General features: G+C 60.2%; 22 protein-coding genes and 1 riboswitch. Of the genes, 14 read left to right on the plus strand and 8 right to left on the minus strand.

Going from position 1 to position 20,102, the window contains the following annotated elements:
- Positions 1-59 precede the first annotated feature (59 nt).
- Positions 60-1,421 carry an RsmB/NOP family class I SAM-dependent RNA methyltransferase gene (locus LAT62_RS04030; RefSeq protein ID WP_293379336.1) on the plus strand — a complete coding sequence of 454 codons (1,362 nt, stop codon included), beginning with the start codon at positions 60-62 and terminating at the stop codon, positions 1,419-1,421.
- A gap of 13 nt (positions 1,422-1,434) precedes the next feature.
- On the opposite strand, the gene LAT62_RS04035 is transcribed toward LAT62_RS04030, so the two are convergent.
- Together LAT62_RS04035 and LAT62_RS04040 are read right to left on the minus strand one after the other, a co-directional pair.
- Positions 1,435-1,740: a hypothetical protein gene (locus LAT62_RS04035; RefSeq protein WP_293379340.1), complete on the minus strand. Its 306-nt coding sequence runs from the start codon at positions 1,738-1,740 to the stop codon at positions 1,435-1,437.
- 95 nt (positions 1,741-1,835) lie between these two features.
- Entirely contained in the window at positions 1,836-2,510 is a 675-nt protein-coding gene (locus tag LAT62_RS04040; RefSeq protein ID WP_293379342.1) for a tetratricopeptide repeat protein, read from the minus strand.
- Positions 2,511-2,613: 103 nt separating this feature from the next.
- Positions 2,614-2,770: riboswitch (molybdenum cofactor riboswitch) on the plus strand.
- On the opposite strand from LAT62_RS04040, the gene moaA reads away from it, so the two are divergent.
- From moaA to LAT62_RS04075, 7 genes are all read left to right on the plus strand, one after another.
- The gene (gene moaA / locus LAT62_RS04045) at positions 2,763-3,731 is read left to right on the plus strand and encodes a GTP 3',8-cyclase MoaA (protein ID WP_293379345.1); all 969 of its coding nucleotides are present in this window, start codon (positions 2,763-2,765) and stop codon (positions 3,729-3,731) included. Its footprint overlaps the riboswitch before it by 8 nt.
- Before the next feature lie 2 nt (positions 3,732-3,733).
- Positions 3,734-4,306, plus strand: coding sequence for a molybdenum cofactor guanylyltransferase (locus LAT62_RS04050; protein WP_293379348.1), 573 nt, complete (start codon positions 3,734-3,736; stop codon positions 4,304-4,306).
- The gene (moaB, locus tag LAT62_RS04055) at positions 4,303-4,842 is read left to right on the plus strand and encodes a molybdenum cofactor biosynthesis protein B (protein WP_293379351.1); all 540 of its coding nucleotides are present in this window, start codon (positions 4,303-4,305) and stop codon (positions 4,840-4,842) included. The genes LAT62_RS04050 and moaB overlap by 4 nt, the downstream gene beginning before the upstream one ends.
- Positions 4,842-5,327, plus strand: coding sequence for a cyclic pyranopterin monophosphate synthase MoaC (moaC, locus tag LAT62_RS04060; protein WP_293379355.1), 486 nt, complete (start codon positions 4,842-4,844; stop codon positions 5,325-5,327). Before moaB ends, moaC begins: the two co-directional genes overlap by 1 nt.
- Positions 5,324-5,578: a molybdopterin converting factor subunit 1 gene (gene moaD / locus LAT62_RS04065; protein WP_293379358.1), complete on the plus strand. Its 255-nt coding sequence runs from the start codon at positions 5,324-5,326 to the stop codon at positions 5,576-5,578. Before moaC ends, moaD begins: the two co-directional genes overlap by 4 nt.
- Before the next feature lie 3 nt (positions 5,579-5,581).
- Positions 5,582-6,061, plus strand: coding sequence for a molybdopterin synthase catalytic subunit MoaE (gene moaE, locus LAT62_RS04070; protein WP_293379361.1), 480 nt, complete (start codon positions 5,582-5,584; stop codon positions 6,059-6,061).
- A gap of 10 nt (positions 6,062-6,071) precedes the next feature.
- Complete coding sequence (locus LAT62_RS04075) at positions 6,072-6,455, plus strand: SgcJ/EcaC family oxidoreductase (RefSeq protein ID WP_293379364.1); 384 nt, start codon at positions 6,072-6,074, stop codon at positions 6,453-6,455.
- Positions 6,456-6,476: 21 nt separating this feature from the next.
- Here the strand turns inward: LAT62_RS04075 and LAT62_RS04080 are convergent, their stop codons facing one another.
- Positions 6,477-7,175, minus strand: coding sequence for an SDR family NAD(P)-dependent oxidoreductase (locus tag LAT62_RS04080; protein WP_293379367.1), 699 nt, complete (start codon positions 7,173-7,175; stop codon positions 6,477-6,479).
- A gap of 108 nt (positions 7,176-7,283) precedes the next feature.
- Between LAT62_RS04080 and pdxH the strand changes: the two genes are divergently transcribed.
- Positions 7,284-7,925 (plus strand): pyridoxamine 5'-phosphate oxidase, encoded by a 642-nt coding sequence (pdxH, locus tag LAT62_RS04085; RefSeq protein ID WP_293379370.1) that lies wholly within the window; start codon positions 7,284-7,286, stop codon positions 7,923-7,925.
- Positions 7,926-7,937: 12 nt separating this feature from the next.
- Here pdxH and LAT62_RS04090 read toward each other — a convergent pair whose 3' ends face one another.
- Positions 7,938-8,420, minus strand: coding sequence for a MarR family transcriptional regulator (locus tag LAT62_RS04090; RefSeq protein ID WP_293379372.1), 483 nt, complete (start codon positions 8,418-8,420; stop codon positions 7,938-7,940).
- A 307-nt stretch (positions 8,421-8,727) separates the two neighbouring features.
- Between LAT62_RS04090 and ectA the strand changes: the two genes are divergently transcribed.
- The 4 genes from ectA (at position 8,728) to LAT62_RS04110 (ending at position 13,093) form a co-directional block, all read left to right on the plus strand.
- On the plus strand, positions 8,728-9,216 hold the full coding sequence (ectA, locus tag LAT62_RS04095; RefSeq protein WP_293379374.1) for a diaminobutyrate acetyltransferase: 489 nt from the start codon (positions 8,728-8,730) through the stop codon (positions 9,214-9,216).
- 17 nt (positions 9,217-9,233) lie between these two features.
- Entirely contained in the window at positions 9,234-10,496 is a 1,263-nt protein-coding gene (ectB, locus tag LAT62_RS04100; RefSeq protein WP_293379376.1) for a diaminobutyrate--2-oxoglutarate transaminase, read from the plus strand.
- Positions 10,497-10,703: 207 nt separating this feature from the next.
- Positions 10,704-12,185: an aspartate kinase gene (locus LAT62_RS04105; RefSeq protein ID WP_293379378.1), complete on the plus strand. Its 1,482-nt coding sequence runs from the start codon at positions 10,704-10,706 to the stop codon at positions 12,183-12,185.
- Positions 12,173-13,093, plus strand: coding sequence for a tetratricopeptide repeat protein (locus tag LAT62_RS04110; protein ID WP_293379380.1), 921 nt, complete (start codon positions 12,173-12,175; stop codon positions 13,091-13,093). Before LAT62_RS04105 ends, LAT62_RS04110 begins: the two co-directional genes overlap by 13 nt.
- Positions 13,094-13,129: 36 nt before the next feature.
- On the opposite strand, the gene glp is transcribed toward LAT62_RS04110, so the two are convergent.
- Complete coding sequence (gene glp, locus LAT62_RS04115; protein WP_293379382.1) at positions 13,130-14,380, minus strand: gephyrin-like molybdotransferase Glp; 1,251 nt, start codon at positions 14,378-14,380, stop codon at positions 13,130-13,132.
- Between the two features lie 164 nt (positions 14,381-14,544).
- On the opposite strand from glp, the gene LAT62_RS04120 reads away from it, so the two are divergent.
- Positions 14,545-16,869 carry a glycosyl hydrolase family 65 protein gene (locus tag LAT62_RS04120; protein ID WP_293379384.1) on the plus strand — a complete coding sequence of 775 codons (2,325 nt, stop codon included), beginning with the start codon at positions 14,545-14,547 and terminating at the stop codon, positions 16,867-16,869.
- Between the two features lie 3 nt (positions 16,870-16,872).
- Here LAT62_RS04120 and LAT62_RS04125 read toward each other — a convergent pair whose 3' ends face one another.
- From LAT62_RS04125 to LAT62_RS04135, 3 genes are read right to left on the minus strand one after another with little or no spacing between them, the layout of a single operon-like run.
- Positions 16,873-17,805 carry a GNAT family N-acyltransferase gene (locus tag LAT62_RS04125; protein ID WP_293379386.1) on the minus strand — a complete coding sequence of 311 codons (933 nt, stop codon included), beginning with the start codon at positions 17,803-17,805 and terminating at the stop codon, positions 16,873-16,875.
- Positions 17,802-19,295: a 1-acyl-sn-glycerol-3-phosphate acyltransferase gene (locus tag LAT62_RS04130; RefSeq protein WP_293379388.1), complete on the minus strand. Its 1,494-nt coding sequence runs from the start codon at positions 19,293-19,295 to the stop codon at positions 17,802-17,804. The genes LAT62_RS04125 and LAT62_RS04130 overlap by 4 nt, the downstream gene beginning before the upstream one ends.
- Positions 19,296-19,868 (minus strand): DinB family protein, encoded by a 573-nt coding sequence (locus LAT62_RS04135; RefSeq protein WP_293379390.1) that lies wholly within the window; start codon positions 19,866-19,868, stop codon positions 19,296-19,298.
- Positions 19,869-20,102: the final 234 nt, after the last annotated feature.

Consider the following 20,102-nt stretch of genomic DNA (forward strand, 5'->3'; position numbering starts at 1 on the left):
CTCATCATGGCGGCCCACCGGTGACAAATCAACACCTGTACACTGAGGAAAACTGTCCTATGACCAGCGACTGGTCTCATCTGCAGCCCGCTCTGCCGGACTTCCGCGGGTATCGCTATCCGCATCTCGGCCGTCTGTGGCAGCGCCTGTGTGAAGAGCCCGAGTTGCCACAACTGGATCGCTGGCTCAGTCAGCAACTGCGGGCGCAAAAACAGTTTGGTCGGCAAGACCGGCTGTTTTACGCCGACGCCCTGTTTACCACCATGCGCTTTTTGCTGCCCATTACGCTGCTGGAAGAAGGCTATCAGCGCCAGGTCAGTGACATGGCGGATTTTGCGCTGGCGCGGGATGCCGAATTGGCCGGCACCGATATCTGGCAGGCGGCGCGACACCTGCCCCCTGCCACGGTCTGGTTCTGGTTGCAGCAACTCTTGCCTGGATCGGCCGATGCGCCGCGGGAACTGGAGGACGACCTGCCTTTTCGCCAGCCCTTCTGGGACCGTGCCCGGGACCAATGGCAGGCCAATGAACAGACCCGCGGGCTGCTGCACGGGTGGAGAACCGGCTGGCACACCTGGTTGCGCCGTCGGGCCGAGGCCAGTGACTGGAGCGAAGACATCGTCAATCAGTTCCTGCTGGGTCAGAATACGCGGCCGCCCCTCTGGGTGCGCGTGCAAAAGCCGAAGCAGGCTGGCGCAGTGGTGCGCGAACTGGAGCAGTTGGGCTTTACCGTGAGTGCTGACGAAGATGCGCTGCAGGCAACGGGCGGGCGCAGTATCTATCAGAGCGCAGCTTACCGTCTCGGAGGTCTGGAAATTCAGGACTGGGCCAGCCAGCAGATCAGTCGGGCGGTGGGGGCGCGTCCCGGAGAAGTGGTCTGGGATGCCTGCGCCGGGGGCGGCGGGAAAACGCAGGCTCTGGCCAGTCGCATGAACAATCGGGGTACCCTCATCGCCACCGATATCCGGGCCTACAAACTGGAAGAATTGCAGCGGCGGGCGCAGCGCGCGGGCTGGTTCAATATTCAGACCCGACCCTGGGATGCTTCCGGGCCGCTGGAACTGCCTTCAGAAGCAGCAGGGCAGGGCGGGTTCGATCGTGTGCTGGTTGATGCACCCTGCACCGGCGCCGGCACCTGGCGGCGCAATCCGGATGCTCGCTGGCGCCTGAGTGAGCAGGGCATTGCCGAACAGACAGAGTTGCAAACCCGGATCATGAATCAGGTAGCACCCTCAGTGCGACCGGGAGGTACACTGGTCTACGCAACCTGCAGTTGGCTGACCGCCGAAAACGAGGAGCAGGTTTTCCAATGGCTCCAGGGCCAGCCCGACTTCACTCTGGTCAGTCAACAGTTGGTCGGTTTTCCGGAGCAGGACGCCGATACCATGTACTTTGCCATCCTGCGGCGCAGCGAGCACTGAGCTCAGCTCGCAGTCAGAGTGCCCGCTGGGGAATCAGCGTAATCACCCGGTTTTTTTTTGCCGAAGTGTCGAGGCGAGTCAGCAGGGCCTGGCAGGGCAGGCCCCCGAAAACACACTGGATGCTTTCCCCGGATTGCAGGGACAAGAGCCCGTCTGGCAGCAGGTCGGACAGCTTCAGAGACTGCCCCAGGGCTTTTTCGGGCAGCAGCCGACGAACCCATTGATTGATGCTCACAATGCGGCCGTCCGGAGCGACCTGCAGGACGCCCACCGGCAACGCATCGATCAATTCTGGTGCGGAACTTGTTGACTGCGACATGATGCACCCCCATCGCTGAAGTATAGTTCAGCCATGGAGAGTGCAAGGAAGCGACTCAACATTTTGCACCGGTATTATCGGTTTAGCTGCCGGATTCAATAGAGCAACGTCATCAGTCGGCGCTGAAAGCGGGCAACCAGCGCCTTGTCAGGGCACTCGCCAAACAGGCGCTGCATGTCCTGCCGACCCTGATTGTTGTTCCAGCCGAGATCTTGCCGCAGCAGGTCCAACAGCAGTTCGAAGGCCCGTTCGAACTGGCCGGCTTCCGCCAACGCCATGGCCAGAGCATGGGCGCTGGCCGGGCCCGGGTCGGCGGCATAGCTGGCTTCCAGCAGGGCCAGTTCTTCATTGTGCACCGGCGGTTCCGGAGCCTCTTCTGCTTCGGCCGTGTCCGCGGCATAAGGGCCCAGGTGCTCGTCGAGAAAGGCTTCCACTTCGGACTGGCTCTTGGCGCCGGTGAAGTGACCGGCCAGCGCGCCATCCCTCACCAGTACCACGGTGGGCAGGCTGCGCACGCCAAACTGGGCCGTCAGTCCCTGTTCCGCGTCGGCGTTGACTTTGGCCAGCACAAAGCGGTCTGGCTGCGCGCGCGCCAGCCCCTCCAGTACTGGCATCAGATTCTGGCAGGGGCCACACCAGTCGGCCCAGAAATCGATCAGAACCGGTTTGCGACTGGACTGCTCCACGATGTCCTGCATGAAGGTTTGTTCGGTGACTTCAACAATATTGTCGTCACCCGTGTCGAGGGTGCCAAAGGATTCTGCGCTCACAGACCAGACTCTCCTGATAGATTCAGATCAAATAGTGTGTAATCGGTGGGCTTACGCCCCCGTTTTGTATTGCTATTTTACGCTTCAGCCGTAGGATGGAAACTGAAAACTTGAACTCCGAGCCCTTGATGCCTGCACTGCGGTGACACGTCACCTGCAGATGGGTCCTGGGCCTCGCCAGTCAACGTGCTGGCGGCAGGGTACAGTATGGAAACGTCTGTGCCTCCCGGTATTTGGAAAGGGGTTAACCAGATGTTTGCTGACCAGTTCGGGCGTCGGTTTTATTACCTGCGCCTGTCAATTACGGAAATCTGCAATTTCCGCTGTACCTATTGCCTGCCCAACGGGTATTCGGGGCCGAGCGCCAGCGCGTTCATGCGCCGCGATGAACTGCGGCGGGTAATGCGTGTTTTCGCCGAGCACGGCACCCGCAAGATTCGCCTGACCGGTGGTGAGCCCACCATCCGCAAGGATCTCGACGCCATCATCGCCGATGCGCGCGCCACACCCGATATCGAGCGGGTGGCGCTGACCAGCAATGGCTATCGGTTGCCCGAACGGGCCGCCGGCTGGGCGGCTGCCGGGCTTGATCAGCTCAATGTCAGCATCGACTCTTTGGACCCGGCCCAGTTTCAGGCCATAACCGGCCATGACCGGCTGCAGGAGGTGCTGCGCGGACTCGACTGTGCGCTTGAGGCCGGTCTGACCGTCAAGGTCAATGCCGTCTATATGCGCGGCGTGAACGACCATCTGGGCAGCTTTTTGCACTGGCTCAGAGACATGCCGATCACCATGCGCTTTATCGAGGTGATGGAAACCGGTGCTGACCCGGGCTTTTATGAGCGCCACCATGTGCCCCTCAGTCAGGTGAAGCAGCAATTGTTGCTCGAAGGCTGGCAGCCGGTCGTGAAGCGGCGCGATGCCGGGCCCGCCCAGGAATTCTGGCACCCCGATTATGCCGGTCGCATCGGGCTGATCATGCCCTACAGTCCTGATTTCTGCACTACCTGCAACCGGTTGCGGGTGTCCGCCCAGGGCAAACTGCACCTTTGCCTGTTTGGCGATCACGGCTATGACCTCAGGCCCTGGTTGCAGCATGACGAGCAGGCCGATGAACTGGCGGCGGTCATACGCAGTTCTCTGGGCGACAAGAAGGCCACTCACGGGCTGCATGAGCGCGATACCGGCATTACCCGCGACCTGTCGATGCTGGGTGGCTGAGCATGAGTGCCGTCTGTGGAGTCATTCTGGCCGGCGGTCAGTCCCGGCGCATGGGCCAGCCCAAGCAGACCCTGCGCTGGCCGACGCCCGCTGGCGATATCACCTGGCTGGACCATGCCCGGCATCGGCTGCTGCAGGTCTGCAGCGAGGTCTGTGTCAGTGGCCCGGACGGTCAGCCCGACCTGCTGCCCGATCAGCCTGGGCCGCTGGCGGGCATGGCCACGATCATGACCGCCAGTCCGGGAGAGCGCTGCCTGTTTCTGCCGGTCGATATGCCGCGCGTGCCAGTGGAGCATCTGGGTGCCTTGCTGCAGACATCGACCGCTCATGCCGCCTACCGCAACAGCCTGTTTCCGTTGCTGCTGACCGGCAACCCGGACTGTCTGGCCCTGCTGCAAGCGCGCCTTGAGTCGCAGGACCCCGCACATCGCTCCGTCAGGGGGCTGCTGCAGGACCTGGGTGCCGACGTGACCTGGCTGCAGGGTGATGCGCAGGCCCTGAGCAATGCCAATACACCGGATGACCTGCGTCAGATCATCCCTGCTGAATCCGAACAGAACGAGACCCCATCATGAGCAATCACGCCTCTTCCGAATTTGAACCGCTGAACGTTGCCGTGCTGACCGTGTCAGACACGCGCACTGCAGACAACGACACCTCGGGTGACTATCTGGTGGACAGCCTGCAGACTGCCGGGCACCGGCTCGCCACCCGCAATCTGGTGCGCGACGATGTCTACCAGTTGCGCGCTGTGGTGGCGCAATGGATCGCTGACCCGGAGATCCAGGTGGTGCTGGTCACCGGTGGCACCGGCCTTACGGGCCGCGACTCGACGCCGGAAGCTCTGAGTGTGCTGTTTGACAAGACTGTGGATGGCTTCGGCGAGTTGTTCCGTCATCTCTCTCTGGCTGATATCGGTACGGCCACGGTACAGAGTCGAGCGCTGGCCGGCTTGTCCAATCGAACCCTCATTTTCTGCCTGCCCGGCTCAACCGGTGCCTGCCGTCTGGCCTGGGAAGGCATTCTGCAGGCGCAACTGGACAGCCGCAGCCGTCCCTGCAACTTTGCACCTCATGTCAGAGCAGCCGGCCACTCGGGAGGTAGTGCCTGATGAGCAAACTGACCCACCTGAACAGCGCTGGCGAGGCCAGCATGGTCGACGTGTCCGCCAAGGCAGTGACACACCGTGAAGCGCGCGCGGCCGGCTTCGTGCGCATGCAGCCGGCAACGCTGAAACTGATAGCCGACGGCGGTCACAAGAAGGGTGATGTGCTGTCGGTGGCGCGGATCGCCGGCATTCAGGCGGCCAAGCGCACCTGGGACCTGATACCCCTGTGTCATCCGCTGGCCTTGTCCAAGGTGCAGGTTGATTTCACACTGGATGATGAGAACAGCGGCGTTGAAGTGCTGAGCCTGTGTCGCCTGAGTGGCCAGACCGGGGTGGAAATGGAAGCGCTCACGGCAGTCTCCGTGGCCGCGCTGACGCTGTTTGATATGTGCAAGGCCGTTGACCCCGGCATGGTCATCGAAAACATCCGGGTGCTGGAAAAGCAAGGCGGCAAGAGCGGGCACTGGACTGCGGAGTCGGCATTATGAGTGAACAGACCGTCAAGGTACTCTTTTTCGCCCGCCTGCGTGAGGCGCTGCCCGAGCCCCAGGTGCAACTGGCCTGGCCCAAGACCGCTACGGTAGCCGACCTGCGCGCGGCACTGCGTGCCCGGGGCGCTGATTGGCAGGCACTGACGTCAGATCTGCTGGTGGCGGTCAATCAGGAGATGGCGTCCTCCACGGCGCCTGTGCAGCCGGGCGATGAAGTGGCTTTTTTCCCTCCGGTCACAGGAGGCTGAGCCATGACCGACCGCATTCTGGTGCAGACCGCCGATTTTTCTTTTGCCGCCGAGTACGACTGGCTGGTATCCGGCAATACAGGCGATGGTGCGGTGGTTTCCTTTGTGGGCCGAATGCGCGACCTCAACCTGGGTGACCCGGTTGCCGCGATGGAGCTGGAGCACTATCCAGGCATGACCGAGAAAAGCCTGCAGGCTCTGGTGGCGGAGGCCAGGGGCCGCTGGCAACTCGGTCGGATCAGCCTGATTCACCGGGTGGGCCGGCTGGAACCCGGCGACCAGATTGTCTGGGTAGGCACGACCAGTCCGCACAGAGGGGATGCGTTCGCTGCCACAGACTTTATAATGGACGCCCTCAAAACCCGGGCACCTTTCTGGAAGAAGGAAATAACCGCAGAGGGAGAGCGTTGGCTGGAGGCACGCGGAAGTGATGTCGACAGAGCACAACGCTGGGAAAAGAATTCGATAAACCAGCAAGAGTGAGCAGATATTGTTGAGTACCAATCACGAGGAAATCAGAGCACTGTTTGACGACTGGAATCGGGCGCTGGCCACCCTGGATCCGGACAATGTTGTCGCCCTGTATGCGCCGGATGCGGTGCTGCTGCCCACGGTGTCCAACCGGGTGCGAACCGATCACGAGGGCATCAGGGACTATTTTTCCGAATTTCTCGGCCTGCAGCCTCAGGGCACAGTGCAGGAAAGCCATGTGCGCCTGCACGGTGATATAGCGCTGCACTCGGGCGTCTATCTGTTTCACATGGGTGCCACCGGCGCCGATGTCAGAGCCCGCTTCACCTTCGCCTATCGGCATGACGGCACGCGCTGGCAGATTATCGAGCACCACTCTTCCACCATGCCCGAGGGGCAGGATTAGGCTCGCTAGTGTCCTGTCTGTCTACCAGGGCAGGGTTGAGCCGTCCCAGTTCCAGAACTGGCCGGTCGTAGCGGGTGATACCTTGCTCATGGTGGCACAGAGGCACTGCGCGGCATCTGCTGCCGATTTGAGCTGGCCCTCCGGCACTCGCGCCTGGAAGGGGCTCGACAGGTCACTGATCGTGGTGCCCGGGTGATAGGCGCCAACGGCACAGTCGGGAAAGCGGCGCGCCCATTCGATCGCAGTGGTTCTGATCAGCATGTTGGTCGCAGCCTTGGTGGCGCGATAGCTGTACCACCCTCCCAGCCGGTTGTCGCTGATACTGCCCACCTTGGCAGTCAGCACCAGAGCCTGCAGCCTTGACTGGCGTTGCAGGCGCCGAGTGAGGGCCTGCAGGACTGCCATGGGTGCCAGGGTATTGGCGTTCAGGCTGTTGATGAGGTGTTCCGGGGTGAGGTCTTCCAGCCGCTTTTCCGGCTGCTGCTCGCCCTGCCACAGCAGGCCGCAGGTGATCACCACCCGGTCCGGCAACTGATTGAGGTCACTGATGCACTGATGCACGTTGGCCCATTCCCAGCTGTCGAGCTGCTGATGTGTCACTCCGTCAGGCAGCCCGTTCTGGTCCGAGGTCGAGACCAGATCTGCGCTGTCTCCCTGCTCGGACAATGTCCGACCAAGAGCCGTACCGATGGCGCCGCCACCGACAATCAACCAATGCATGGTGCCGTTCCTGTGCTGTGCAAGTTAACATCGGGTACGCACTGAACCGGCTTGTGGCTCAGTCGCGTACTGCTAAGCGTTTATCAGCCCAATCGGAGAACAGAATTTATGGACCTGCATGACATGCGCCGGGAGTATTCCCAGGGTGAGCTTGATATCAAGGATCTGGATGCATCGCCGTTTCGCCAGTTTGACGCCTGGTTCGCCGACGCCCGGGAGGCGGGCTTCAGCCCGGACGCCTCGGCCATGGTGGTGGCCACAGTCGGTGAGGGCGGCTGGCCCAGTCAGCGGATGGTGTTGCTGAAGCATGCGGATGAGCAGGGCTTTGTGTTTTATACCAACCTGCAAAGCCGCAAGGCGCGGGAACTGCAGGCCAATCCTAAAGTGTGCCTGCACTTTCCCTGGCACCCCATAGAGCGGCAGGTCATTGTCTACGGTGAGGCAGAGCAGGTGCCGGCCAAAGAGGCGCAGGCTTATTTCCAGTCGCGGCCCCGGGGCTCTCAGGTTGCCGCTTGGGCATCCCGACAAAGTCAGCCTATTGAGTCACGAAGCAGTCTGGAAAAGCAGTTTGCGGAAGCCGAAGCAAGATTTCCGGAAGACCAGCCCGTGCCGTTACCGGAACATTGGGGAGGCTTTCGTGTGGTGCCGGAGCGCCTGGAGTTCTGGCAGGGTCGCCGCAGCCGTTTGCACGACCGGCTGGTGTACACACTCGAATTGGGAAGCTGGACAATCAACCGCCTGCAGCCCTAGTGTCCCGAGTGGTCAATCGTGACGGGCAAGGATGCCCACATCCAGTACCGGCGATGCATCCAGGCCTTCCGCATTCATCAGGCCGGCAACGCGCTGCAGTGCCGCCACAATCATGTTCTGCTCCCATGATTCCAGCCGATCAAAGCGCTCGACAAAACTCTGCTGGAGCAGGGTCGGCGCGTTGTTCAGCACTTCCCGTCCCTTGTCGGTGAGCCAAAGGTTCACTTTCCGCTTGTCCCGCTCGTCGCGCTGGCGCTCGATGTAATTGCGGTGCTCAAGCCGCTCAACGATGTTGGTTACCGTAGCCGGGCTCAGGGCCACCTCTTCGGCAATCTTCGACGTGTTGTGAAAACGCTCCGAACCGATGGCATGCATGATCAGAATCTGTGCCGAAGTCATGCCGGAATACTTCACCAGTTGCCGGGAATGCACATCGGTCGCCCGAATGATGCGGCGGATGGATGCGATGACCTCGCGGTGCTTTTCTTCGTTCATGAGATCTCCTCGGCGTGGCGCAACTCGTATCACGTCTAATTATTTGTACTCGAAATGAACAGAGTTTGCAATTGCTTAGTGTTCTATGGAGTTTTGGCTTCTGAGTCTTGTCTGCCTATGGCCTGTTCTTTTATTTAAGCCCCGTAATATGGGCATTACAGGCGCATTTCACGTTTTCATGGCTGATTTCAGAGACTCAAGATTCCTCTCAATTACCTTAGTGATGAACTGAAATCGTTTGACATGAAATGATTGGGCGCTAAACTGTTTGCCCTAACTGAAGCAGAAGAACTGCCCAAATTTATTCATGGACAAACAGATAACGCTGCGTACCCCGAATCCTGAAGACGGTCCGCTTGTATCGGATCTGATCGCCAACTGCCCACCGCTGGACACGAATTCCCGCTACTGCAACCTGTTGCAATGCAGTCATTTTGGTGACACCTGTGTGGCCGCGTGGATGGATGATGAGCTGGTCGGATTTGTCTCTGGCTATATTCTGCCCCGTCAGCCCGACACCTATTTTCTGTGGCAGATTGCCGTCGCCGCTGCGGCTCGTGGCCAGAACCTGGCGCAGCGAATGATCCACCAGGCGCTGGCGCTGCCGGCCTGCTCTGCTGTCACCCAGTTGCAGACCACCATCACTGACGACAATGAAGCGTCAAAGCGGGTCTTCACCAAGTTGGCCGAGCGTCGTTCAACCGGCATCACCAACGAACCCTTTTTCACTCGTGAAGTCCATTTTGCCGGACAGCACGATACCGAGTACCTATACACAATCGGCCCATTCAAATAGGCCAGGAGGAAAATACCATGGGAATCTTTAAAGACGTTGAATCCAATGTCCGGTCTTATTGCCGGAGCGTGCCGTCCATATTCAAGACAGCACGCGGTTCAGTGATGACCGACGTAGACGGGAAAGAGTACCTGGATTTCCTGGCTGGCGCCGGAACCCTGAACTACGGTCACAATAACCCCGTGCTCAAGAAGGCCCTGCTGGAATACATCGAAAGTGACGGTGTGACCCACGGCCTGGACTTCCACACCGATGCCAAGGCCCGCTTTCTGGAAACCTTTCAGCGGGTCATTCTGGAACCCCGTGGTCTGAACCACGTGGTGATGTTCCCCGGGCCTACTGGCACCAACGCCGTCGAGGCAGCCCTCAAGCTGGCCCGCAAGGTAACCGGCCGCCATACTATTGTGTCGTTCACTAATGGTTTCCACGGTGTGTCGATGGGTGCGCTGGCCGCTACGGGCAATCAGCACCACCGTCAGGGTGCAGGCATGCCGCTGGATGGCGTGTTCCGCCTGCCCTTTGAAAACTATATGGAAGGTGTGGACGGTCTGGCACTGTTCGAGAAGATGCTGAATGACAACAGCTCGGGTCTTGACCTGCCTGCCGCTGTCATTGTCGAAGTGGTACAGGGTGAAGGTGGTTTGAACGCCGCCTCTGACGAATGGCTGGTGCGCCTCGAGAGCATCTGTCGCAAGCACGATATTCTGCTGATTGCCGATGCCATTCAGGCAGGTTGCGGACGCACCGGTACCTTCTTCTGCTTCGAGTCCAGTGGTATCGAGCCCGACATCATTACCCTGTCCAAGTCACTCAGTGGCTATGGCCTGCCGTTCGCGGTGACCTTGATTCGCCCTGAACTGGACAAGTTCGAACCGGGTGAGCACAACGGTACCTTCCGCGGCAACAACCATGCGTTTATCACTGCCCGGGCCGCTCTGGAGCATTACTGGGGTGACCTCAAGTTCGCCGAGTCGGTACAGGCCAAAGGCAAGCACCTGCGCACTCGTCTGGAAGCCATGGCCAAGGGCACGCCGCTGTTCCTGAAAGGCCGCGGTATGATGTCCGGCCTGCAGTGCCCGAACGGCGACATTGCCTCCGCCATCACGGCCCGGTGTTTCGAGAAGGGCCTGATCATCGAAACCAGTGGCCCGGAAGATGAAGTGGTCAAGTGTCTGGCGCCGCTCATTATTACGCAGGAAGAGCTTGACCGGGGTCTGGATATTCTGCAGGCCGCCATTGCCGAGCAGAACCTGACCGCTAGCGACAGATCTGCGGCCTGAACCGGCAAGCAGATCAGGCTGACTGTGATACGGTCAGGGCAGGTTCAAGAGGGGCTACGCAAGTAGCCTCTTTGATTTTTGCCAGTGAATGGTAATTCTGGCGACCCGTCACTGACCGGTCATCAATTTGAGCTATCATGGTCAGTGAGAACAGACAGGCATCAATGGCCGCAAAGACGGCGGTTGATGCACGGAGGAGTGAGTGCAATGAGTGAAGAAGAGTCTGCCCAACAGGATAATAACAGCGAGTCGGTTACCAGCCGACTCAGCGTAGAGAAGATCGGCGGCACCTCGATGAGCGAGTTCGAGAGAGTGCGCGACAATATCATCAAGTATGATCCTGCGCGCCTCTACAATCGCGTGTTTGTGGTATCGGCCTATGGTGGCGTGACCAATCTGCTGCTCGAACACAAGAAAACCGGCGAGCCGGGTGTCTACGAGCTGTTTGCCAACGATGACTCCGACTGGGCCTGGGGCGATGCCCTGACTCGAGTCAGCCAGCACTTGTGCGAGATCAACGCCAAGCTGTTTGAAGACACCCCGCTGTTGCAGCAAGCTGACCAGTTCGTGCGCGAGCGGGTAGAGGGTGTGCGCAGCTGTTTGCTTGATCTGCAGCGCCTTTGCAGCTACGGGCATTTTCGGCTTGATGAGCACCTGTTGACGGTGCGTGAGTTGCTGGCGTCACTGGGTGAGGCACACAGTGCCTACAACATGACCCAGTTGCTGCAACTGGAAGGCATCAACGCCCGCTTTGTCGACCTGACCGGCTGGCGGGATGAGCGCGAGCTCAACCTTGTCGAGCGGATCAGCGACGCCTTTCGCGACATACAGGTCGACAGTGAGCTGCCCATTGTCACGGGTTATGCGCACTGCACCGAAGGTCTGATGCGCACCTTTGACCGGGGCTACAGCGAAATAACCTTTGCCACCATTGCCTGCGAACTCGATGTCGATGAAGCCATCATCCATAAGGAGTATCACCTGAGCAGTGCCGACCCGAAAGTGGTTGGCGATGGCAAAGTGGTGCCGATCGGTCGTACCAACTATGACGTAGCAGACCAGCTCAGCAATCTGGGTATGGAAGCCATTCACCCCAAGGCAGCCAAGGGGATGCGACAGCGGGATATTCCGTTACGCGTCAAGAATACCTTCGAGCCAGAGCATACGGGCACCCTGATCACCCGTGACTACACCAGCGAAACACCACGCGTGGAAATAATTGCCGGGCAGCCGCACCTGCTGGCCATCCAGATCTTCGATCAGGACATGGTAGGTGAGCGGTCGCGCTATGAAGAGCGTCTGCAGGACATGATCAAGCGCTTCAAATTGCGGGTACTGGGTCGGGACTCCAACGCCAACACCCTGACCGCCTATGTGGATTGCAGTCTGAAGACCGCCAAGAAGGTGGCTGAAAACTTCAATGAGCGGATTCCTTCGGCGCAGATCACGTCGAAGAAAGTGGCCGTTGTGTCAGCTATCGGCAGTGATATGGAGGTTACCGGCTTGCTGGCCAAGACGGTTCAATCTCTGGCTGACCGGCAAATCAATGTACTGGCCATTCACCAGGGCATGCGACAGGTGGACATTCAGATTATTGTGGAAGAAGATAAGTACGTGGAGTCCGTCAAGGCACTCCATGGAGCTCTTATCGAACCACATAATCATGAGTACGCCATATGCGCAGCCTGACAGGAATCATTCTGTCCGCAAGTCTGTTGCTGGCCGCCTTCGGGGCGGCCAGTCTCGTTTCAGGGCAGGGTTTTGAGCCGGGTACCGGGCTTGAGCTCGACAGCAGCCTGTATCAGTCTCCGGAAGAAGAGCGGGCACTCCGCCGCCAGGTCGAGCAATTGGACGAACCCCTGTATTCGCCCTTTATCGAGCGCTATCTGATGGATGAAATCCGCAGCCTGCGCATGGAGCTTGCCCAGACTCAGGTGCGTATGACCGAGCAGTTGACCGACCGTCAGTTGAGTACCATGGATCGGGCCATGTCCTATACCACGGACACGGTGACCTATTTCTTCTACCTTATCGCCGCCGCGTCGTCTGTGCTGATTATCGCCGGATGGAAATCATTGCGCGATATCCGGTTGTCCGTGCGCAAGCAGGCCAAGTCGGAGATTGGCCAGGTGATCCAGCAGTATGAGCAGCGACTGGCCGATCTGGAGCAGGATCTGGCGAAGACCAGTCACCAGATCGAGGTGAATGCGGACGAGATCGAGCGCACCAACGAAATTCATGCGCTGTGGCTGCGCGCCAGTCAGGAGCGCAGCATACCGACGCGTATTTCGATCTATGACCAGATCCTGGCCATCCGGCCTCGTGATGCCGAGGCGCTGACCTACAAGGCTGATGCCGTGCTGGATCTGAATGAGCCGCAGTGGGCGATCAATCTTTGTCAGCTGGCGCTGGGTGCCGACCGGGACTACGCCCACGCCTATTATCAACTGGCCTGCGCCTACGCCATGATGGAGCGCACCGAAGAAGCCATTCAGTCGCTGCATCAGGCGATTTCTCTGAACGAATCCTATCTCGAAGAGGCGCAGAGCGAACAGGTACTTCAGGGCATACTGCCGCAGGTGACCGAAAGCAGTTGAGGAACATCTGTAGGCGCCGGCCTTGGCCGCGCATGCCTACACCCGCAAAGCCCCGTCAAATGGCACCACCGTGACCGGGTCGCCCGGCGCCACATCCCCGGCCTCCGCAGGCAGCACACAATAGGCATTGGCCTGACTGAGCGACCACAGCATGTGCGACCCCTGCCCGGGTGCCGGGCGAACGTGATGCACCCATCGGCCCGAACTGTCCTGCTGCTGTAACAGCCAGGCGCGCTGGAAATCCAGTCGACCGGGTTTCTTGCGAAAGGCTTCCGCTGCCTCTGCCGTCAGGGTCAGCGGAGGGTGCACGGACTGCCCGGCCAGGCTCTGCAGCGCGGGTATCAGCAGTTGGTGAGCGGTTACCAGCGCCGATACCGGATTCCCCGGCAGGCCAAAGAACCAGCCGCCACCCAACCTGCCGAACGCCACCGGTTTGCCCGGCTTCATGGCCACTTTCCAGAAGTCGATGTCACCCAGCTCCTGCAGAATATCCCGTGTGTAGTCAGCGGCCCCGACCGAGACCCCACCCGTTGACACCACCACGTCGTGATGGGTCATGGCGCTCTGCATAACCCTACGCAGGGAGTCCGGGTCATCACGCACTATGCCCAGATCGGTGAGCTCAATGGGTTCATGGCGCACCAGCAGCGACACGGCCAATCGGTTGCTTTCATAGATATCTCCCGGCTGCAGGGTCTCGCCGGCACTGCGCAGTTCATCACCGGTTGCCAGAAGAGCCACGCGCAATGACCGGATAACCGGCACCTCGCTGAAGCCGAGTGCGCCCAGCAGCGCCAGATCAGCGACCTGGAGCCGTCGGCCGGCCTTGAATACCGTCTCTCCGGCCTGAATGTCGTCTCCGGTCGGGCGAATATTGTTGGCGGGCGGGCAGTCATGGGTCAGCGTCAGCAGGTCTTGATCGAGATGGGTGTTTTCCTGCATGACTACCGTGTTGGCTCCGGCTGGCACTACGGCACCGGTCATGATTCTGATCGCTTCGCCGGGCGCCAGCTTACCCTGCCAGGGCTGCCCGGCCAGCGCCTCTCCACGCAGCTTGAACCGGCTGTCAGCGGGGGCACCGACACTGCTGTCGGTAGCCAGGGCAAAGCCATCCATAGCCGAATTAGCTGCCGGAGGCAAGCTGACCGGGGCTCTCAGGTCTGTGGCCAGGGTTTTTGCACAGGCCTCAGTCAGGTTGACTGTCTGGTGCTTGCCCAGGGGTTTCAGCGCAGCCAGCAGCCGCTCCCGGGCCTGCTCGAACGGCATCATTGGGTGTTGGTCAGGCATGGCAGTTCCTATCATCAATCAATGGTGTACAATCGCGGTCAACCGTTAATGCAATCGAATGCATAGCCGCGGCCGGCGCGCGCAGACACGAAAGCCTGCGACAGGGATGCAACCATAGCATCGCGTGTGCCGACCGCCTACAGCCTTCAGAACCGGGAGATGTCATGCAACTGAGTAACCACCTGCAGACCGATACGGGCTGGGAGTTCTACGAGCGAACTTTCGACCCGGAGCAGATCGTCACGACGGGCAGCAACTTCATGGTCGGCAATGGCTATATGGGTTATCGGGGTACCTTTGCCGAGTGGGATGCCGAGCACTATGTGGCCTGTGTGGTCACCGACACCTGGGATACTGCGGAGCCTGGGCGGCTGACCGAGTTGTGCAATGTGCCGAATCCTTTGTATTTCCAGGTGCGGGTCAATGGCGAAACCCTGTCGGCTTTCTCCGGCAAGACGCTGGCTTACGAGCGTGCCATGGATCTGCGTTGCGGTCTCTTTTCGCGCCGATCTACCTGGCAGGGGCGCGATGGTGGACCGGTCACGATAGAGGAGGAAAAGTTCGCCTCCTATGACGATATTCATCTGCTGGTCATGCGCTACCGCCTGACCGTTGAAGAGGACGCGGAAATCAGTGTGCTGACCGGGATTGATGGCCGCGTCTGGAGTATCAGTGGCGAGCATTTCCGCTCACAGGAAGCACATACACTGGGCGACACGGCAGACCTGATCGCGATGGATGTGCGCACAGTAGAGTACGACACCCTGATTCGGGTGGCTGAGGACATGACCGTGCAGGGCAGTGTGCCTGTGCATACGACACTGCGTCAGGTCGAGCGCCGTGTGCTGCGTGAGATGACCTTTCAACTGCGCGCCGGAGACAGCCTGGTGTTTGAGAAGTACGCCAGCATTCAGCACAGCAATGGCGTGACAGACCCGCAGGCCGGCGCAGTTGCGACTGTCGAGCGTGCACGGAATACCGGTTTTGATGCCTTGCTGGCCGCGCATCGAAGTTGCTGGGAGCGCATTTGGGCGGTCAGCGATATACAGATCGAGGGCGATCTGGAGAGCCAGTTGCTGGCCCGCTTCAATGTATTTCACAACATCATACACACGCCGTCACATGCACGGCTGCCCGTCGGGGCGCGGGGGCTGTCGTGTCAGGTGTATCAGGGAGCGGCCTTCTGGGACCAGGAGACCTTCAACCTGCCCATGTATCTGTATACTCAGCCGGAGCTGGCGCGGCGCATACTGGAGTACCGCTACGACACGCTGGACGGTGCCCGACGCAAGGCCGAGAGGCTGGGTTATCAGGGGGCCTACTATGCCTGGACCAGTGGCAAGACGGGTGACGAGCTGTTTCCCGATTTTTTCTTTACCGATGTGCTGACCGGGCGGCCGATCCGCAATCATTTCAACTGCTGGCAGATTCACATTTCGCCGGACATCACCTATGCCCTTTGGCTGTATTACGAAGCCACTGGCGACTGGGACTTTATCGAGCGCTGCGGCGCCGAAATGGCCTTCGAGATCGCCCGCTTCCTGGGGTCCCGGGTTCATCTGCGGGTCGACCTTGACCGGTACGAGCTGATCCGCCTGCTGGGGCCGGACGAGTATCATGAGAATGTGGACAACAACGCCTATACCCTCTATCTGAGCCATTTTGCGCTGGACAAGGCGTTGACGCTGTATCGGCAGATGACAGAGCGTTCACCGCAACGGCTGACTGAATTGCGTGCGGCCATTGACCTGACCGATCAGGAGGTCGACTACTGGCAGGACATCCTTAATCGCCTCTACCTGCCCAAGCCAGATTCGGAAACGCTGCTGATAGAGCAGTTTGACGGCTTCTTTAACCTGGAAGACATTACGCCAGACACGCTGCGCGAGCGGTTGATCGATCCCAGTGAGTACTGGGGCTGGCCCAACGGTATTGCCGTGCACGCACAGGTGCTCAAGCAGGCTGACCTGCTGCAGTTGTTCGCGCTGGTGGATGACTTCTCGCCCGAGGTGCTGCGCGCCAACTACGGCTACTATGAGCCCCGCACCGAGCACGGCTCGTCACTGAGCCCGTCGGTACATGCACTGATTGCCACCAAGGCGGGCCTGCAGGATGAGGCCTGGCGGTATTTCAAGGAGGCCGCAACCATTGACCTGTACAGCCGCAGCAAGAAGGTGATGAGCGGCGGATCGTTTCTGGGCGGCATTCATACGGCCGCCTGTGGCGGCATCTGGCAGGTGATCGTGCGCGGTTTTTCCGGCTTCGAGATCCATGACAATACGTTGCATTTTCAGCCCCACTTGCCAACACCCTGGCAGCGGCTCAGGTTCCCGCTGACGTACCGGGACAACCATCTCTGGGTTACCCTGGATGACGAGGGGCTGGTGGTCGAGGCGCAGGAGCGCAACCCGGGTACGGTAAACGTGGCCCTGGATCAACGCACTCTGGCGGTTGCGCCGGGCAAGACCGTTCGCCTGGCCACGGTCTGACACTCAGGTGGCGTTGATAAAGCGCTGGCGAATGCTGTCGTTGATGGTGGCCACCGGTACGATGATGCCGATCTCCAGCGCATCGCCAAAATCGGCATCGAATACGGTTTCTCCGCACCAGATGCCGTTGGACAGCGCCATATAGGACTGCATCACCGGTGGGATCTTTTCGCCCTGCTCGGCGAGCAGTGAGCGCAGGTACTGGATACGGTTTTCCGGTGTGTCCTCCTGTCCCGGCTCGACAGCCGTCAGGTCCGATGTCGACAGTGCCGGCACATGGCGCAGCCCGTCGCGGGCCCTGAGCAGTGTTTCCTGCGGTCGATAATGCTTCTCCAGCCAGGCAATCAGCAGGTCGCGTCCGGTCAGGTCCATGGTTTCATACAGTGATACGTTGCCAAAGAAATAGGCCACCGATGTATAGCGTCGCAACAGGGCACCCAACCCGGCCCAGACGGCAAAGAAGCCCATGCTCTGGCGCCTTGCCGCGCGATTGACCACGGAGCGTCCAAGCTCGATGCAGTAGGGCAGCAACTCGGCACGAAAGCGGTCGCTGTAATCGAACAGGGTGCTGGTGCGCAACTGGGCATCACCATGGGTGGTGGCCCGCTCGCCCAACTGAAAGCGATACATGGCGACAATTTCCCGGTTGTCCGGGTCCCAGGCCAGCAACTGGCCATAGCAGCCATCCCCCCGATCCAGCCGATCCAGGTCAATATCCACACCCCGGCCCGCGCCGGCAGACTGGAAGCCCAGCTCGCGCAGTCGGCCGATTGCCAGCAGGGTCTGCGGGCACTCGTCGCCAAAGAAACAATGGATCTGCAGGGTGCGCAGGGTGGTCAGGGGGGGCCGGCGGTCCAGTTCGGCCGCAACGTCAAACGCCGGTGGCATGAAGGGGTCTTGCTGATGCCTGATGTCATGGGCAATGGATGTAGTCATACCGGAACCTCTCCCGTAATGGCGGCGGTAGGGGGGTGAAGTTGGCAGCGCAGCTGCTCTGCGAACAACTCATATTGATCGCGCAGTGCTTTCAAGCGTTCGTCGTCGCGCGCGCCCATCTGCTCCAGTTCACTTACCGATACCGGTTTGCCGGCGGCCAGCACAAAATGGCGACAGGGCGGGTTCATGAAATCCCGGGCCAGCAGCAACATTTCCAGATTCAGCTTGATACCGAAGCGCTGGCGCAGGGCCGCAACCCGGTTGAACACCCTGGAATGGTGTCCCTCGATATGCAGCGGCACCAGCGGTCGCTCAAACTGGCGGGCCAGGGTGACCGGCATTTTTTGCCAGGGGGCATCCACGATTCGGCCCTCCTGTGTGCGTCCGGTGCGGCCGGCCGGAAAAATCAGCAGTGCGTCGTCACTTGCGAACGCCTCTTTGACGTTCAGGGTTGAACTGCGTGCCTGACGGTAGCGGTCGACGGGTACCAGGAAGGGGCGCAAGTGCGGCACGGACAACAGGGCATCGGTCACGACAACGCGCAGCCGAGGATAGTACTGCAGCAGCCAGGCGAGCAGCAGGACCCCGTCGTACCCACCGGTCGGGTGGTTGGCGATAAAAACCGGGCGTTCCGCCGGCTGGGGCAGGGCGCAGGACCGGGGGTGCAGGCTGGCCCGCACGCCCAGCCTGTTCAGAACCCGGTCGGAAAACTGGTAACTCGGTACATCACGCAGGTCCCAAAGTCCCTCGTTCATTACCTTCTCACGCGCTATCCAGCGCAGCAGCGGCGGCACAAGTGCCGGCAGGCTGCGGTAAAGTCCGGGGTTCTTTTCTTCGAACAGACCGCAGACATCAATGGGCCCGGGTTCGAAGCGAGGTGCCTTCGCCCCCTGCAGGATCTGGGGCTGGGGAAGCGTCAGCGATAACGGGTGCTCGGTGCATTGGCCGTTCTTGTGCGTTGTCATGGTTGCCGTGCCGCCGTTGACCTGCAGCGCCAGGCTGTCTTTATTTCGGCGGAATTGCGACCAGTACGCCAGACCGGCCATTGAAGCAGTGGCACCGGGTGTCTTCAGCGGCGGCGAAGGCGCAATGATCTGGCGCAGAGCCTGTCCGTTCCAATGCCAGAGCACGGGCGGGCGCAACCCCTGAAATACCAGCAGAGACCAGGGTGGCTGTCCGTGCAGGTCCCTGTGCTGCAAGCAGTCTGCTACTTGGGCCAGGTCGGAGGTGGACGAGAGGCTGACCAACAGATCTGTGCCCGTTGTTTGATCTGCTGTCTCGGGAGTGTGCCGGTCCCGATCAACGACGCACATCAGCAGGCCGAAGGTCATGCCGGCGTGCGTGGTCAGCAGTTGCGCCTGCCCATCGGCCGTGCAGCCGAAGAGCCCGTGCTGCTGCGCCTTACCTGCAGCTCCAGTCGTTGCCGAATCGCGGCTGCTCAGCTTCAGGCTCAGGCGATTTGCCTCCAGTTGCCAGGTCAGGGCGTCCACTCAACGGGCTCCGCAGTTCAAGGGCGGGGCCATCCCTGCCCAGTGGCGCAGCGTCGAGGGATGAACACCAAAGGAGTCCGGAAGCCTGACCTTGAGTTTCCCGGCCAGCGGCTTGATCAGCGCCATGTGGTGCACCGTGTGGCTGGACAGAAAGACCAGCTCGCGCAGCGCACAGGTGGGGACCTCCACAATGCTTGTTGCCGGTTCGCCGGAGCCGGGATCAGCCGCCATGGGATAGCACATCCTGAGGGGGTGCTGCAGGCACTTTTCCGGCAACTGATCCAACTCATCCACGAGCGCATCGATGACCTGCAGTGCCTTGTCGGGTTCTGTTTCCAGAGCAGGGTCCCGTTGCCGGGTTTCATAGTCCAGCGAGAAGTCGGCAGGGGCTTCCACAGCCGCCAGAAAAGCCGCGTAATGATCGGTGATGTGGCGCAGATGCCGACCGATGGACTGTCTGCCGTCGGCTGCCAGCGCGTAGTGCGTCCGCGGAATGCGGTCCAACAGGCCTGCCAGTTGCACCAGCAGGCTCTTGTTCTCTGCCACCAGATCTTTCAGGTGGGCTGAAGCCATATGGTCTGCTCCTTCGGTTTCCACCAGACAGGCCCGGGGCCAGCCCGGACAGACTCTGGATATTGAAGTGAATGTTAATTGCGGGGTATGACACACCGGTTACGCAAAAGTTCACCCGTCGGCAATGTGTCTTACATGCCAGGGCTTCAGTTGTCTGTAATGGAGTGTAAAAACAAATAGATTACTTTGCTTTGGCAGCCTCTGGACTAAACTCATTACAGGAGGCCCCGGCAG

The sequence above is a fragment of the Natronospirillum sp. genome, assembly GCF_022565775.1.
In the GTDB taxonomy this organism is placed as follows: domain Bacteria; phylum Pseudomonadota; class Gammaproteobacteria; order Pseudomonadales; family Natronospirillaceae; genus Natronospirillum.

Bases quoted from the DNA above. Each gene is read 5' to 3' on its own strand.
- LAT62_RS04030 (WP_293379336.1), top strand. From the start codon at position 60: ATGACCAGCGACTGGTCTCATCTGCAGCCCGCTCTGCCGGACTTCCGC.
- LAT62_RS04035 (WP_293379340.1), bottom strand. From the start codon at position 1,740: ATGTCGCAGTCAACAAGTTCCGCACCAGAATTGATCGATGCGTTGCCG.
- moaA (WP_293379345.1), top strand. From the start codon at position 2,763: ATGTTTGCTGACCAGTTCGGGCGTCGGTTTTATTACCTGCGCCTGTCA.
- LAT62_RS04050 (WP_293379348.1), top strand. From the start codon at position 3,734: ATGAGTGCCGTCTGTGGAGTCATTCTGGCCGGCGGTCAGTCCCGGCGC.
- moaB (WP_293379351.1), top strand. From the start codon at position 4,303: ATGAGCAATCACGCCTCTTCCGAATTTGAACCGCTGAACGTTGCCGTG.
- moaC (WP_293379355.1), top strand. From the start codon at position 4,842: ATGAGCAAACTGACCCACCTGAACAGCGCTGGCGAGGCCAGCATGGTC.
- moaD (WP_293379358.1), top strand. From the start codon at position 5,324: ATGAGTGAACAGACCGTCAAGGTACTCTTTTTCGCCCGCCTGCGTGAG.
- moaE (WP_293379361.1), top strand. From the start codon at position 5,582: ATGACCGACCGCATTCTGGTGCAGACCGCCGATTTTTCTTTTGCCGCC.
- LAT62_RS04080 (WP_293379367.1), bottom strand. From the start codon at position 7,175: ATGCATTGGTTGATTGTCGGTGGCGGCGCCATCGGTACGGCTCTTGGT.
- pdxH (WP_293379370.1), top strand. From the start codon at position 7,284: ATGGACCTGCATGACATGCGCCGGGAGTATTCCCAGGGTGAGCTTGAT.
- LAT62_RS04090 (WP_293379372.1), bottom strand. From the start codon at position 8,420: ATGAACGAAGAAAAGCACCGCGAGGTCATCGCATCCATCCGCCGCATC.
- ectA (WP_293379374.1), top strand. From the start codon at position 8,728: ATGGACAAACAGATAACGCTGCGTACCCCGAATCCTGAAGACGGTCCG.
- ectB (WP_293379376.1), top strand. From the start codon at position 9,234: ATGGGAATCTTTAAAGACGTTGAATCCAATGTCCGGTCTTATTGCCGG.
- LAT62_RS04105 (WP_293379378.1), top strand. From the start codon at position 10,704: ATGAGTGAAGAAGAGTCTGCCCAACAGGATAATAACAGCGAGTCGGTT.
- LAT62_RS04110 (WP_293379380.1), top strand. From the start codon at position 12,173: ATGCGCAGCCTGACAGGAATCATTCTGTCCGCAAGTCTGTTGCTGGCC.
- glp (WP_293379382.1), bottom strand. From the start codon at position 14,380: ATGCCTGACCAACACCCAATGATGCCGTTCGAGCAGGCCCGGGAGCGG.
- LAT62_RS04120 (WP_293379384.1), top strand. From the start codon at position 14,545: ATGCAACTGAGTAACCACCTGCAGACCGATACGGGCTGGGAGTTCTAC.
- LAT62_RS04125 (WP_293379386.1), bottom strand. From the start codon at position 17,805: ATGACTACATCCATTGCCCATGACATCAGGCATCAGCAAGACCCCTTC.
- LAT62_RS04135 (WP_293379390.1), bottom strand. From the start codon at position 19,868: ATGGCTTCAGCCCACCTGAAAGATCTGGTGGCAGAGAACAAGAGCCTG.